The 13,980-nt window shown below is 58.8% G+C and carries 12 protein-coding genes; 9 read left to right on the top strand and 3 right to left on the bottom strand.

Annotation, left to right across the window (positions count from 1 at the left end; translation table 11 throughout):
- Window positions 1–84 precede the first annotated feature (84 nt).
- Window positions 85–1,086, top strand: coding sequence for a FecR family protein (locus tag ACA068_RS14500; RefSeq protein ID WP_497310422.1), 1,002 nt, complete (start codon window positions 85–87; stop codon window positions 1,084–1,086).
- 57 nt (window positions 1,087–1,143) lie between these two features.
- On the opposite strand, the gene pvdQ is transcribed toward ACA068_RS14500, so the two are convergent.
- Window positions 1,144–3,489, bottom strand: coding sequence for a bifunctional acylase PvdQ (gene pvdQ / locus ACA068_RS14495; protein ID WP_497310421.1), 2,346 nt, complete (start codon window positions 3,487–3,489; stop codon window positions 1,144–1,146).
- A 244-nt stretch (window positions 3,490–3,733) separates the two neighbouring features.
- On the opposite strand from pvdQ, the gene ACA068_RS14490 reads away from it, so the two are divergent.
- Window positions 3,734–4,105, top strand: a complete 372-nt coding sequence (locus ACA068_RS14490) for a fe2+ zn2+ uptake regulation protein (RefSeq protein WP_497310420.1) — start codon at window positions 3,734–3,736, stop codon at window positions 4,103–4,105.
- Window positions 4,106–4,124: 19 nt separating this feature from the next.
- Here the strand turns inward: ACA068_RS14490 and ACA068_RS14485 are convergent, their stop codons facing one another.
- Window positions 4,125–4,313 (bottom strand): hypothetical protein, encoded by a 189-nt coding sequence (locus ACA068_RS14485; RefSeq protein ID WP_008024801.1) that lies wholly within the window; start codon window positions 4,311–4,313, stop codon window positions 4,125–4,127.
- 157 nt (window positions 4,314–4,470) lie between these two features.
- Here ACA068_RS14485 and ACA068_RS14480 point away from each other — a divergent pair, with 157 nt between their 5' ends.
- From ACA068_RS14480 to ACA068_RS14455, 6 genes are all read left to right on the top strand, one after another.
- Window positions 4,471–4,608 (top strand): hypothetical protein, encoded by a 138-nt coding sequence (locus ACA068_RS14480; RefSeq protein WP_176457653.1) that lies wholly within the window; start codon window positions 4,471–4,473, stop codon window positions 4,606–4,608.
- A gap of 266 nt (window positions 4,609–4,874) precedes the next feature.
- Complete coding sequence (locus ACA068_RS14475) at window positions 4,875–6,116, top strand: MFS transporter (RefSeq protein ID WP_497310419.1); 1,242 nt, start codon at window positions 4,875–4,877, stop codon at window positions 6,114–6,116.
- A 21-nt stretch (window positions 6,117–6,137) separates the two neighbouring features.
- The gene (locus ACA068_RS14470; protein ID WP_497310418.1) at window positions 6,138–7,268 is read left to right on the top strand and encodes a LuxE/PaaK family acyltransferase; all 1,131 of its coding nucleotides are present in this window, start codon (window positions 6,138–6,140) and stop codon (window positions 7,266–7,268) included.
- Window position 7,269: 1 nt separating this feature from the next.
- The gene (locus ACA068_RS14465) at window positions 7,270–9,672 is read left to right on the top strand and encodes an aldehyde dehydrogenase family protein (RefSeq protein WP_497310417.1); all 2,403 of its coding nucleotides are present in this window, start codon (window positions 7,270–7,272) and stop codon (window positions 9,670–9,672) included.
- 52 nt (window positions 9,673–9,724) lie between these two features.
- Entirely contained in the window at window positions 9,725–11,014 is a 1,290-nt protein-coding gene (locus tag ACA068_RS14460) for a phenylacetate--CoA ligase family protein (protein ID WP_497310416.1), read from the top strand.
- Window positions 11,014–11,949 (top strand): GNAT family N-acetyltransferase, encoded by a 936-nt coding sequence (locus ACA068_RS14455; protein WP_497310415.1) that lies wholly within the window; start codon window positions 11,014–11,016, stop codon window positions 11,947–11,949. Before ACA068_RS14460 ends, ACA068_RS14455 begins: the two co-directional genes overlap by 1 nt.
- On the opposite strand, the gene ACA068_RS14450 is transcribed toward ACA068_RS14455, so the two are convergent.
- The gene (locus tag ACA068_RS14450; protein ID WP_497310414.1) at window positions 11,938–12,864 is read right to left on the bottom strand and encodes a LysR family transcriptional regulator; all 927 of its coding nucleotides are present in this window, start codon (window positions 12,862–12,864) and stop codon (window positions 11,938–11,940) included. The two genes, ACA068_RS14455 and ACA068_RS14450, sit on opposite strands and share 12 nt — an antisense overlap.
- Before the next feature lie 116 nt (window positions 12,865–12,980).
- Between ACA068_RS14450 and ACA068_RS14445 the strand changes: the two genes are divergently transcribed.
- Window positions 12,981–13,976: an aldo/keto reductase gene (locus tag ACA068_RS14445; protein WP_497310413.1), complete on the top strand. Its 996-nt coding sequence runs from the start codon at window positions 12,981–12,983 to the stop codon at window positions 13,974–13,976.
- The last annotated feature ends 4 nt before the right edge of the window (window positions 13,977–13,980 follow it).

Raw genomic sequence — 13,980 nt, 5'->3', positions numbered from 1 at the left:
TTCTCATTTGATGGTTAATTGCCATGACGGCTGTTCTCGCAGACTTCCCCTCAAGGTTAGAATGCACGAAATCAGGATGAGTCAATGACCGACAATTCTCTCTCGCAAGCCGAATATGACGCCATCACCGATGCCGCTGCGCACTGGTGCATGCGTCTGCACGCCGTCGACTGCACCGCCGAAGAGCGGATCGCCTTCGAACATTGGCGTGATGTTCATCCGCTGCATGCGTTCGAGTACGAAGCCATGCTGGAGATCTGGGAAGTCGCGGGGGATTTGCCGCGTCCCGAAGCCGTCACATCGGTGGCTCGCTTCAAACCGGCCACGCCTTGGCGCACGGTCGGCATCGCCGCCGCCGTGTGCGCCCTGGCGTTGCCGCTGGCGGCTTACAGTGGCTGGAACATGGGCTGGCTACCGAATTCGTATCAGCATTTCGAAGCGAGTGACACGGTCCGCCAGGTCACCCTGAGCGATGGCAGCCAGGTGGAACTGAACCTGGGCAGCGAGCTGACCTTCAGCAACTACAAGGATCAGCGCCGGGTCACGCTGGAGAAAGGCGAGGCCTTCTTCAGCGTCAGCCACGACCTGGCTCATCCTTTTATTGTCAGGGCTGCGGACGGCAGGATTCGCGTCACCGGGACCAAATTCAACGTCTGGATGTATGAGGATCAGGTACGAGTGAACCTGATTGAAGGCTCGGTGCTGGTCAGCAGCAACAATGACCTTTCGGGTGATGGCTTGCGCCTGGAACCGGCGATGCAGGCGCGCTATAAACATGGCGACTTCACCCCGCAAATCAATCAGACCTACCCCAACGACAATGCCTTGGCCTGGCGCAGTGGCAAACTGGTGCTCGATGATCTGGCTCTGAACGACGCCCTGCCGTTGATCAACCGTTACCTGAGCAAACCGATCATGGTCGCTGATCACAGCACCGGCTCGATTCGTGTGGGCGGCATCTACAACATCAAGGAACTGAACAACCTGGTGGCTTCCCTGCCCAAGGTGCTGCCGGTCTACCTGACCCGTAACAAGGAAGGTAATACGGTGCTCAATTCGATCCCGCAACAAACCCCTAAAAGCTGAAAAGGCCGCACCCCTCAAGGGGATGCGGCCTTCTTTATTGCTTGAACCGCCCTCTTCTTACTGAGCGGCCACCTTCCCGGCTTTTTCATCCTGCTCGCGGATCGTCTGCGCCTGGTACTGTGGATCTGCCGTGATCTGCTGCTCGGTAAACGGCAACAGGCTCAGTTGCTTCTTCGAAAAGGCAACGGTCTGATCCCGTGAATACTTCGACGTCGGGTCGCTGGACAATGAGAACGCCAGCAGCCCCTGGGCGTGCGGCCCTTTGTCATCAAAGGTCACCACTTGCAAATAGCTGGTGCCGCTGATGACTTCGAGTTTGCCATCACTTCTCGGCACACTCTGGATGGCGTTGTACACGCCCAGCGTGCCTGGCCCGCCATGGATCGGTGTCTGTTGGCCGCCGCTGCTGACCACCTGAATATCGCCCCAGCGGCTGTCGTCCTTGAGCCGCAGTTTTTTGACCTGTTCCACCGACGCCAGCATCGCCTCGCGAATCGCTTTGGTGGCCTGCGGATTGTCGAGCGCCAAGCCACGGGGCGTGTGCTGCGGATCTTTCGGATCGAACGCCACTCGCCAGATGTCCGGGACTTGCTGCAACGGCTCCATCACGTTCTGGAAGTGTACAAACCCGAGCCCGCTGTCCAGATTCGCACTGCGGTCCCACACCTTGAGACTGGCACACAACGGTGCGAGCGTTGCCGCATCGGCGCCCAGATCGCTGGCGCAAAACTGCAGCAAGTCCGGCATCACCTGCCCGGCCTGGTAAACCTGATCGTCCATCACCATCCGTTGCAGATCCGCCGCCGAGACCGGGCCGGACTTGCTCAGCGTGCTCAAGCGGTCCAGGGCGAACCGCGAGCGCAGCCCCAGCGGCTGGCCTTCCTGGCTGATCAGGGGCGAGAAACCGGTGAGCGGTTGCGCCGGGTTGGCCATCCACGCTGAATCGTTGGAGTGTTGTACGTAGTCTTTACGCAGCAGTTGCGGCAACTTGTCCGCCGCATAAATACCTTTTTGCGCCGCGTTCGGGTCGATGTCCCAGGCACAGGCGCTGTTGGAACCGTCGAGCACGATCATCTGCAACCCGACGCGCGGATCGCTGCACTTGGCCAGTTTGTCGGCACTGACGTTCGGCACCACCGACAGGTTCATGTACAGCGTCTGCCCCTGACTATCCACCGCCAAGGTGTTGACCCACGGGATGCCCTGAAGCGTGTGCACCGAGGCCTGCAAATCCTTGAGGCTGGTGGCCTGATTCATGGCGAACCACTGCTGCAACACCCGGTCATTTTCCAGGTTGGCATCGCGCAGGCTGTAGGCGTACTGATTGTCCCAGTCGAGTTTGCCGGGCCACTGCACGATCGGACCGAACTGCGAGCTGTAGACCACATGGGACACTGCTTGGGTCTGGCCGTCGGGCTGTTTCACGTTCACCGTCACGGTCTGCTTGTTCATCGGCAGCGACTGGCCGTCGAGCAGATAACGGGTCGAATCCTTGGGATCAAGTTGCAGGCGATACAGGGTGAAGTGCTTGGACGTGTCCACCGTATGGGTCCACGCCAGGTGCTGGTTGAAACCGATATTGATCATCGGCAGCCCCGGCAACGCCGCGCCCATCACATCCAGCTTGCCGGGAATGGTCAGGTGCATCTGGTAGAAGCGCATCCCGCCGAGCCACGGGAAATGCGGGTTGGCCAGCAGCATGCCGCGACCATTGAACGAACGCTCGCTGCCGACTGCCACTGCATTGCTGCCACGATCCAGCGCGAACCGCTGCATGCGCGTGGCCGCCAGTTGAAACGACGACCCTTCGCCCACTGCCTGAGCAACGGCCTTGGGTGGCGCAGCCCCCGCCAGCGCTTCGGCGAACTGCCCTACTCCACCTTCGACTAACAGGCGGCGGGTCAACTTGACCAGGTCCTGCGAGGTGATGTCACGTACCCATTCACCCTGGCACTGCTGCGGCAAACCTTGTGCACGGCGCTCGGCCAGCGCGCGGTTGTACCCGGCGACATAACCTTCGACCAGATCACGCACTGGCGGGGTTTGCGCCTTCCAGAACCCGGCAACGGCTTCAGGGGTATTGAGCCAGGTGAAAAACAGGTCGCTGACCTGATTTTCGCGTTCCTCGACCGTCAACTGGTCCGGGCCGAAATAGCGTGAGCGCTCGCCATTGACGGTGACAATCTCATTGGCCAGCAAGCACAGGTTGTCCTGAGCGTAGGCGTAACCGATGCCATAGCCGAGCCCACGCTCGTTTTCGGCACGAATATGCGGCACACCAAAACTGGTGCGGCGAATGTCGGCGCTGGCCTGCTCCGGCGCACTGCGTGCATTTGCCGCAAGACTCAGTCCCACCAACATGCCCGCAAGGCTCAACCTGGTTAATTGCCTGGAAATAATCACGCTCGCTCCTGATCGAAAAGACAAACACCCTGCGTCAAACACGCATCGCGCCTTCCCCTAGGAACGAAACCCACAACAAAAATTTAGGCCGCAAAAGGCACTTTATCCCGCCTTCTCACAGGGCGATGACATGACGGTGACGAATTTTCTACATTCGAGCCTTCATTATTTGCGGTGCTCATACGTCTTATTGAATGAGAGCACCCATCACATTTCCTGGCCGGCTCGGAAAAGGAGTTTTTGCATGTACAACTCGCAACTGCCAATGGACGGTAGTCACGCGCCAAAAGGCTCAGCCATGGGCTCTGGTGTTTTCAGTCAACGAGGCGAGCGCAATGGCAACGAGCGGATCAGATTGCTGCTCAAGAGCTATGGTCTGCGAACCAGCCTGATTCGCCTCAAGGTTATCGACGCCTTGCTGACCGCCGCCGAAAGTGAGCGCAGCCTGGGTGTTCGCGGCGTGCACAGCCATTTGCTGGACCTGGATATTCCCCTGTCCTTCCTCAGTGTGCGAGAAGTGTTGAAACGCCTGTGCAGTGAAGGCGTGATCACGCTCAATGCGGACAAAAGCTACAGCCTGCATCCGCACGCTGTAACCCTGCTTCACCGCGACTGATCAGCTCCAGGTGCGTCGTTCAAGGCTTGACCTTGCGACGCATCACGCCATTGATCACCACCACGATCACCGCCACGCCGATGGCGATGTACTGAAACAGCTTCTCACTGATGACGCCTGCGTTTTGCAGATACGAAAGGCCGAACATGATCCCCAATACCACCAGGGAGATCAGAATCGAGTATTTCAAACGTTGCGACTGAGTCATTGCGAATTCCTGAACCTGAAAAATGTGTCCGGTTTGTATCCAAAAGCATGCCAAGCCCCTACCTTTGTGCGGGAATTGGACGCTGCAAACGGGGTCTCATGTTACAGCCGATGAAGAGATTTGGCTTTATTGCGGCGATAACCATGAGGATCTTCAAATGTTCCGTCGAATCACACGGTTGATTCCCTTGCTCGCGCTGCTGACGCTGAGCGGCTGCATCGTTTTCCCCCACGGCGGCTGGCACGGCGACCACCATTATGATCGCGGCGGACCGGGTTATTACCAGCATCGATAACGTATGACGCGTAAGTAATTGAACATCCACTTGTAGGAAAACGCATATCCCGTTCACGACTTAACCAATGCCCGCCCCGTCGCGGGCATTTTTCGTACATACACTTTCACTTATTTTTTACTGCCCGTACCCCATCGAAACCTGACGAAAACTATTGAAGCTTTCAGTCTTAATAGACCGTTTGAGGTATTCATACTTGCTTGATTAAGCTTGGCGCATCGCAATAAGACCCGCTATTTAACTTCACGAAGAAGAACAGGGATGCCATGCACCAACCGCTCATAAACATCAGCCCCTATCAGGTATTAGGCTTTTGCCTTGCCATCACTTTTTTTGAACTTCTGACGTATATGGCCAGCGACATGATCATGCCGGCCATGTTGACCGTCACTCATGATTTGAATGCCAGCGGAAGACATGTCCCCTACGCCTTCAATCTCTATCTGGCGGGCGGCATACTTCTGCAATGGCTTATTGGTCCGCTGTCGGATCAGTTCGGTCGCCGGCCGATGTTGCTCATGGGTTGTGCGGTATTCTCCCTGGCCTGTGCCGCCATGTTCAGCGTGCAAAGCATCTATGCGTTCAACGGCTTGCGGCTGATTCAGGGCATGGGGCTGGGGTTTGTCATCGCGGTCAGCTATCCAGCCTTGCAAGAAGTGTTCTGCGAAGCCGACGCGGTAAAAATCATGGCGTTGCTGGGCAACGTTGCATTGCTCTCTCCACTGCTGGGGCCGCTGCTCGGCAGTCTGCTGCTGGAATGGCTCACCTGGCGGGAGCTGTTTTTACTGCTGGGCATTAGCGGTCTGTTGGTGTGGCTCGGGCTTTACCTGTTCATGCCGGAAACCGTGGGCACCTTGCGTCATGACGGCCAGCGACTGGCGGCGGTGCCGTTCGAATGGCGCGGCACCGTGCGCCGTTATGCCGCGTTGCTCGGCAACCCGCGATTCCTCAGCGCCTCTGTCGCGCTGGGGGTCATGAGCCTGCCATTGATTGCCTGGATCGGGCTGGCGCCGCTCCTGCTGATTCACAATCAGGGGCTTTCACCCTTGCAGTACGGCCTGTGGCAGATCCCGGTGTTTGCGGCCGTCATTCTCGGCAACCTGATACTCAATCGATTGATCGCCGACACTGAATTGCCGCAACTGATTCGATACGCGTTGTGGCCATTTTGCGGTGGGCTCATCGCCTTGCTCGCCAGCAGTTTCTACGGTGCGCCCACGCCTTTGCTGATCAGCGTCCTGGCCCTTTACGCCATTGGCCTTGGCATGAGCAACGCCGCACTGTACCGGCTTGCGCTGTTTTCAAGCGACGACAGCAAAGGCCTGGTCTCAGCCATGATCGGCATGATTTCAATCGCTGTCATGGGCGGTGGCGGCTCACTGATTGCGGCGGCTGGCGCCGGTGAAAGCCACGAATCCTTCGCCCTGATGGCGGGTATCGCAGGGCTCATGTGCCTGCTGCCCCTGCGCCTGTTTCTGCGGCGCTCCCACCTCCCGCTTGCTGCCTGACTCCACCCGATAGGTCCATTGATGATCCATTTACCCCACACCGATGCGCTTTGCGCGTTAACGCAACCCTATTGCCTGGATTCCGTGCCTGAAGGCCTGTTCGACAGGGCCATGGGGGAAATCAGCCTGTTTCATTGTCAGCACACGCCTGGCTACGAGCGCTGGCTCAACAGCAACGGGCTCGTCGCACAAGACCTGGAGACGCTGGATGACTGGTCAAGACTGCCACCGATTTTCGCTCACTATTTCAAACGTCACCCGTTGTTCGGCTCCACAGGTGAAGGTGCGCTGGAACTGACATCGTCCGGCACCAGCGGCCAGAAAAGTCGCCTGCGTTATGACCAACGCAGCATGGCCGCCGCCCAAGGCATGGTGAGCCACATTTTTCGCCATTACGGCTGGGACACTCCGGACAGTCCCTGCAACTACTTGCTGCTGAGCTATGAACCCAAGGCTGCGATCACCTTGGGCACCGCCTACACCGACCAGTTTCTGTGCAGCTATGCGCCGGTCAACCGCATCGCCTATGGATTACGCCTGACGGGCAACGGTCACGCGTTCGATGTGTTTGGGGTGATCCGCGCCTTGCAGGAATTCGCCGAAGAAGGTTTTCCGGTGCGAATTCTCGGCTTCCCGGCGTTCCTCTCCCACGCGTTGCAGCACATGGAAGACACCGGCGTCGCGAATCTCAAGCTACCGGTCGAGTCACTGGTGTTTCTCGGGGGCGGTTGGAAAACCCAGGCCGCACAGGAAATTCCTTTGTCGCAACTGTATGAACGCATCCACCGTCAATTGGGCATCGATCTATCCCGCTGCCGGGACGGTTACGGCGCTGTCGAGCATGCCGTGCCCTACATCCAGTGTGCCCGGCAGCATTTCCATGTGCCGGTTTACTCGAAGGTCTTCGTGCGCAATCCGTCCGATTTCTCTGTCCAGCCCTACGGCCGACGCGGCTTGCTGGAGTTCGTGTCGCCGTACATTTCTTCCAGTCCTGCGCACGCCGTGGTCATGGGGGACCTGGCAACGCTGCACCCCGGTGCCAGCTGCGGATGCGGCTTGCAGACTGACTGGTTTGAACTGCATGGACGCGCCGGTACGACCGCCAGCCGAAGCTGCGCAATGGCCGCGTCTGAACTGATTGGAGGAGCCTGATATGTACTTGATCAATGGTGAACTGCGAGACGATGTCACTCTCGAGACAGCCCTCGAGCAACTGCACCCACAATTGCCACGGCTGCTGAATGCACCGATCGACAGCGACACCGTCATCGACGCAGCGGCCCGATTTGCCCTGCAATTACAAGCTGGCAGGCTGGAGGTGCCCCTCGACAACGATCAACGATTGGGGCTTGTGGACTTCTGCCAGCGCAGCAACCTCATCACCAAACTTGAACGTGAGCTGGGTGTGCAGCCGCGTTCGTTGCGGCGTATCGATTACCGGCAAGCCTGTTTTGAAAGCTGGCATCCGCTGGGGCTGGTGGTACACATCACGCCGGGCAATGCGCCGATGCTCGCGTTCTGCGCGGTCCTGGAAAGCCTGTTGGCCGGCAACATCAACTGGTTGCGCCCCAGTTCCAGCGATGAAGGATTGACCGCCCGGTTACTCGCGGCGCTGGTGCATTGCGACACCAGTGGCAAGCTGACTGATTACATCGCGGTGCTGCCGGTCAGCACGGCTCAGATAGCGCAACTTTGCACCCGCGCAGATGGCGTCGCCGCTTGGGGCGGTGAACAAGCACTCAAGGCGATTCGTCAGCAGATCCCGGCCGGGTGTCGCTGGATCGATTGGGGCCACAGGATCAGCTTCGCCTACCTGTCGCCCGACGCGGCGAGTGCGTCGACGCTGGACTCTTTGGTGGATGAAGTGTGCAGTCTGGATCAACAAGCGTGTTCCAGCCCGCAATGGCTGTTGGTGGACAGCAACGATCCGGCGGTTTTGCTGGACCTGGGTGAACGTCTGGCCGAAGCCTTTACACGTCGCGCCTCACATTGGCCGGCGCTGGTTCCTACAGACCAGGAGGCTTCGGAAATCACCACCCGCACCGCCATGGCGAGGCTGGAACACAGCTTTGCACAGCAGACCGGTCAAGTCTGGACCGGCCCGGGATGGCGCGTCATCTGGGATCACCACCAGACGCTCGCGCCCTCGCCGCTGTTTCGTACACTGCTGCTCAAACCGGTGCCGCAACACCTGATCACCGAGACGCTATTGCCTTGGCGCACCGTCCTGCAAAGCTGCGCGTTGATGTGTTCTCCAGCGCAGACACCCGGGCTGGTGCGCACACTGGTCAATGCCGGCGTCACGCGTATTGCCCCGTGCGGGCTGATTCATGACGGCTACCCCGGGGAACCCCATGACGGCGTCTACGCGCTGTCGCGCTTCAGTCGCCGCCTCTCGGTGAGTCTGTCGCCTGAGGCAGTGCCTGGCCGGGCAACGCTCGACGCGCTGCCAACCGCTGCGGATACATGCCATGAGCCGATCATGGACAAAAACACCTTCATGACCCAGCCGATCAACGCCATGGCACAGCTGTTTTTCCGCTCTGGGGGAAGCAGTGGCACGCCGGCCCTGGCGGGGTTCAGCTATCAGGACTTTCAACGGCAGATGCGCGCGGCGGCTGACGGCCTGTTCGCCGCCGGTCTCGACCCGTCAACGGATCGGGTGATGAACCTGTTTTACGGCGGCAGCCTGTATGGGGGCTTCTCCAGCTTCACCAAGGTCCTGGAATTGATGGGCGTTACGCATTTCCCCATGGGGGCGCCGCACGATGATGACTTCAGCGAAATGGCCCGAATGATCGTGGATCATCGCGTCACCGTGCTAATCGGCATGCCGAGTACGTTGCATCGCTTGTTTTCCAACGAACAGAGCCAGCTTCGCGCGTACTCGGGCATCAGCAAAGTGTTCCTCGGCGGTGAGCACCCGGGCCAGGCCAGCCTGCGCCTGATGGAAAGCTGCGGAGTCTCGACGATTCGCTCCGCGATTTATGGTTCGGTGGACGCCGGCCCGCTGGGGCATGCCTGCACGGCAACGGCAGACGGCATCTTTCATTTGATGTGCGATACCCAGCATCTGGAAATCGTGCATCTCGAACACGATTTCCCGGTGCAAGCCAATGAGATCGGCCGGCTGCTGTTCACCTCCCGGGCCCGGCAAGGCCAGGCCGTGCGCCGGTATGACGTTGGAGACACCGGTCGCTGGATAACCGGAGCCTGCCCTTGCGGGCTCGACTCGCCGCGATTCGAATTGCTGCAGCGCCACGGCAAGTTGATACGGATGGGCACGGAATTCATTTCACCGTCGTCGCTGCGGGACAGCCTCGGCCTGCCTGTTCAATTTGTGCTGGACCACGCCTGTGATGGCAGCGAGCGGCTGAAGGTTTTAGTGAACCTGGAGGCCGAAAAGGCTTATGAAAAGTTATTGACCCACGCCGCACTGACCAATGCCGTGAACGCCGCGCTTATCACGGTAGAAGTTCACGAGTGTGCTGAATCCCGATTCACTAGAAACAAACACAGCGGAAAAATACCATTGGTTATCGACAACAGAAAATAAACATATCGATAGTCTTCAAACCGTAGAAACACCTGATAAAAAAGAGAACCCAGTGAACACAACTTATTCGCTTGAACAACTCTTGCCTTACATAAGGCAACACTCAAACTTCTATCGCAAACTCCTGCAACGCTTACCGGCCGAAGGTATTACTTTAAAAGACCTGCCGCTGACCAACGCGGCCGACTATTGGGCTGACAGTAACGACCTGACTGAATGGCCCGTGCTGACGGGCCAGATCAATAACGGATTGGTGTTCAAGACCGGGGGATCGACCAGCCACGGCAAACTGTCGGTTTACTCCCAGAATGAATGGCAAACGCTGGTCAGTACCTTTGGAGCCAGTATTTCCTCTCAACTGGAGAACGGCGACCGCGTCGCCAACCTGTTCTTTTCAGGCGATCTCTATGCCAGCTTTCTGTTCATTCACGACTCGTTGGCGCACGTCAACCGGTCCATCTGTGAGTTTCCGTTCACCGGCGAAGTCAGCATGGATGTCCTGGCGGATGCGCTGGATCAACACCGGATCAACGTGCTGGTCGGCGTACCCGCGCAGTTGCTGCGCTTTGCAGCTTACCTGGCCCAGCATCGACGAGTGCTGTGTGGGGTTGATACGTTGCTGTACGGAGGCGAAAGCCTGTTCGGCCAGCAGTTGGCCATCCTTACGCAGGTATTTCCCAACGTGCGCATCGCCTCAATCGGCTACGCCAGTGTCGATGCGGGCTTGATCGGAGCCACCTGCCGAGACTGTGCCCTGGGAGAGCATCGGGTGTTTGAACCCCAAACCGTGCTGGAAATCGTCGATGAACTGACCGGTGAAGTCATCGAAGAGTGCGATCGCACCGGATTGTTGGTGGTGACCAACCTGACACGCCGTCTCATGCCACTGCTGCGCTATCCCGTAGGCGACCGCGCCTGCTGGCGTGAGCCGGGCACAACCCCGATGCGCAAATTCGCCCTCAAGGGACGTAGTGCCCATAGTCAGCGGGTTCGTGTGGGGTCGGCGTCGTTGTTGATCGATGAAATGCTGCAAATCGTCCAGCGCGTTGCGGGCACCGACCAATGGCAATTGCGCATCGAACATGACGGATACAAGGACATCGTCAGTGTTAAATGGGTGCCTGACGCTAACGCCGTGGCCACCGCACCGCTATGCCAGGCGCTGTATAAAGCGCTTGTGGCCCATTACCCTGAGCTCGAGCATCTGAATCGCGAAGGGCTGCTGGAGTTGCGAGTGCTGTCCTGCGCCGTTACCGACCTGAAGCTGCACCCGCGCTCTGGCAAACAGATGCGGGTCCTGGATTTGCGCACTTATGACGCGCAATCGCCGGAGACTGCGTGATGTCTCATCTTATTTTTCGTCGCTACCGCCCTTCCGACGCCCGCGCCGTGAGCCAGTTGTTTCGCGAGGTTTATGGCGATCATTACGTTCAACCGGATGTTTACCTGCCGCACATGATCAGCCAGCACACCGCCGACGGCCGCTGGAAGTCGATGCTGGCGGTGGATGATGTGCGCGTTCTGGGGCATGCCGCGTTGTGCCATGAATCGTCCTCGCAGAACGCGGAACTGGCCCTCAGCGTGGTGCATCCCGCCGCGCAGGGGCAAAGTATCGCTACCCGCCTGGGCCGGGAGTTACTGTTGCAGGCCGGGCCACTGGGCTTCAACAGCGTCTTGATCAAGCAAGTGACCCACCATCCGTACACGCAACGCATGGCCGCAAATATCGGCTTCCACAGCACGGGGGTGCTGCCCGACTACGTTCCTTCGCCCTTCGCCGAACCGCACCCGGAAACCATTGTGATGGGTTGCCACGTTGTCGAAGGGCATGCGCGCCCTCTCCCCGACATTCCCTGGCCCGAACGCTACCGGGGGTTTATGCAGCACCTGAGTTGGCTGTTTGGAACCCATCCGGAAATGGCCACACAACCGTCGATACCCTTGCAGATCAAGCAACACCATCACCGCTTCGACATGGTCATTCACCGCTTGACCAAACGTCTGCTCGAGCAGATCCGGCAATTGCCCGGTCACTGGATGATCTCTGCCCAACTTGCGTTGTCGCGAGACTTCGCCGAGGACTTGCGCAGTTTGACGACGCTTGGCTTCACCTTCACCGGGTTGATGCCCGCTCCCGGCAGTCATGGATGGTTCGCCCTGTTTCATCGAGGGGTGCGGCCTCGGTCTCTCAATCTGCATTGCCCCTACATGCAACAGTTGCACGACGACTTGCAGCGAAACACCGAAGTACTGGGCAACGCTCGCTCAGCCGCTTGAGTCTTTTCGGTAAAACTCATTGCCCGGCTGCGCGCAAAGCTCCACCAGCCAGTCGACAAATACCCTCACCCGCCGGGACAACTGGCGGTGTGGGGGATAGAGCGCCGTCAGCGGCATCCCGGGGGGCGGCGTCGCTTTCAATACTTCGCACAAACGCCCTTCCTTCAATTGGCGGGCGACGTGGTAGTACGGCGTCTGGATCAGTCCGTAACCCGCCTCACAAGCGGCCAGGTAACCGTCGGCACTGTTGACGGACACGTGCTTGGGCAGATCGATCAGTTGGACCTGCCCGTCGACCACGCACTCCAGCCCGTAGCGCTTACCGGTGGTGCTGGAGAAATACTCCACCATTTGATGGCTCTCAAGGTCAGCCAGATTTTGCGGGGTTCCATGACGCGCCAAGTATTCGGCGCTGGCGCAGGTGATCTGGTCGAGCATGACCAGCGGCCGCGCCACCAGTGAATCATCCAGCGCCGCCCCCCCGCGCAGCACACAATCGACGCCTTCACGAATCAGGTCGACAGGTCGGTCATTCAAACCGATATCCAGTTCGATCAACGGATAGCGGCGGGTGAACTGCGGCAATGCCGGGATCACGATCAAACGCCCGATCCCGGACGGCATGTCCACTCGCAGCAGGCCTTTGGGGTTGTGGCGGGCGGCGGAAAACACCGCTTCGGTTTCCTCCAGATCGGCCAGCAACCGCACGCAACGTGGGTAATAGGCTGCGCCGTCGAGGGTCAGGCTGATCTGCCGCGTGGTCCGTTGCAGCAGTTGCACGCCAAGGTGAGCATCAAGTTGCTTGATCAGGATGGTCACCGAAGCGCGGGGCAATTGCAGGCTGTCCGCCGCTTTGGCAAAGCCGCCCAGTTCGACGATTCGGGTGAACACGCGCATGGCGTTAAAACGGTCCATTGTTAGGCGTTCCGGTTAATTATTTAGAAATTGCAAACAGTGATAGCAGTTTTAGCCGGTTTATCTTGGTTCTGTCGAGGTCAACACTAGGGCTTACACCACAGGGAGTTGATTTCATGCAAACACGTCAATTGGGCAAAAACGGTCCGCAGGTTTCTGCCATCGGTCTGGGCTGCATGGGCATGACCGATTTCTATACGACCGGTGTCGATACCCGCGAAGCCACCGCCACCCTGCATCGGGCGCTGGAGTTGGGGATCAACCTGCTCGACACTGCTGACATGTACGGTCCGCACACCAATGAAGAGCTGATCGGCAAGGCCATCGTCGGCAAGCGCAATCAGGTGTTCCTGGCCAGTAAATTCGGCATCGTCCGCGATCCGTCCAACCCCGGCGCCCGGGGCGTCAACGGCCGACCGGAGTACATTCGCGCGTCTATCGACGGCACGCTCAAGCGCCTGGGCGTTGAAACACTGGACTTGTATTACCAGCACCGGATCGATCCGCAGGTGGCCATCGAGGAAACCGTCGGCGCCATGGCCGAGTTGGTCAAAGCCGGCAAGGTGCGTTACCTGGGGCTGAGTGAGGCATCAGTGGCCACGCTGGAACGGGCGCACAAGGTTCATCCGATCAGCGCCCTGCAAAGTGAGTATTCGCTGTGGAGCCGCGACCAGGAAGAGAACGGTTGCCTGGCCGCGTGCCAGCGTCTGGGCATTGCCTTCGTCCCTTACAGCCCATTGGGTCGGGGCTTTCTGACGGGTGCACTGAAAAGCCCGGATGACTTTGCCGCCGACGATTACCGTCGCTTCAGCCCGCGCTTTGAAGGGGAAAATTTCGCGAAAAATCTGTTACTGGTGCAGCAGGTACAAGCCTTGGCAGCCGACAAAGGTGTGACGGCGGGCCAATTGGCGTTGGCCTGGGTGTTGACGCAAGGTGACTACCTGATCCCGATTCCTGGGACCAAACAGCGTAAATACCTTGAAGAGAACGTTGCTGCACTGGAGGTCAAGCTGAGCCGCGACGAATTGCACACCCTGGAAGCGATCTTCCCGGCCAATGCGACCGCAGGCTTGCGTTACCCGGAGGAAGTCATGAAGTTGCTTGACCGGTAACCGA

The organism is Pseudomonas sp. LBUM1660 (assembly GCF_059695935.1).
Note: the sequence above shows the minus strand (reverse complement) of the source record. Positions and strands in the feature narration are given on the sequence as shown.

Coding starts and splice junctions, on each gene's coding strand:
- ACA068_RS14500 (WP_497310422.1), top strand. CDS start 85: ATGACCGACAATTCTCTCTCGCAAGCCGAATATGACGCCATCACCGAT.
- ACA068_RS14480 (WP_176457653.1), top strand. CDS start 4,471: ATGTTCCGTCGAATCACACGGTTGATTCCCTTGCTCGCGCTGCTGACG.
- ACA068_RS14465 (WP_497310417.1), top strand. CDS start 7,270: ATGTACTTGATCAATGGTGAACTGCGAGACGATGTCACTCTCGAGACA.
- ACA068_RS14490 (WP_497310420.1), top strand. CDS start 3,734: ATGTACAACTCGCAACTGCCAATGGACGGTAGTCACGCGCCAAAAGGC.
- ACA068_RS14470 (WP_497310418.1), top strand. CDS start 6,138: ATGATCCATTTACCCCACACCGATGCGCTTTGCGCGTTAACGCAACCC.
- ACA068_RS14475 (WP_497310419.1), top strand. CDS start 4,875: ATGCACCAACCGCTCATAAACATCAGCCCCTATCAGGTATTAGGCTTT.
- ACA068_RS14450 (WP_497310414.1), bottom strand. CDS start 12,864: ATGGACCGTTTTAACGCCATGCGCGTGTTCACCCGAATCGTCGAACTG.
- ACA068_RS14485 (WP_008024801.1), bottom strand. CDS start 4,313: ATGACTCAGTCGCAACGTTTGAAATACTCGATTCTGATCTCCCTGGTG.
- ACA068_RS14445 (WP_497310413.1), top strand. CDS start 12,981: ATGCAAACACGTCAATTGGGCAAAAACGGTCCGCAGGTTTCTGCCATC.
- ACA068_RS14455 (WP_497310415.1), top strand. CDS start 11,014: ATGTCTCATCTTATTTTTCGTCGCTACCGCCCTTCCGACGCCCGCGCC.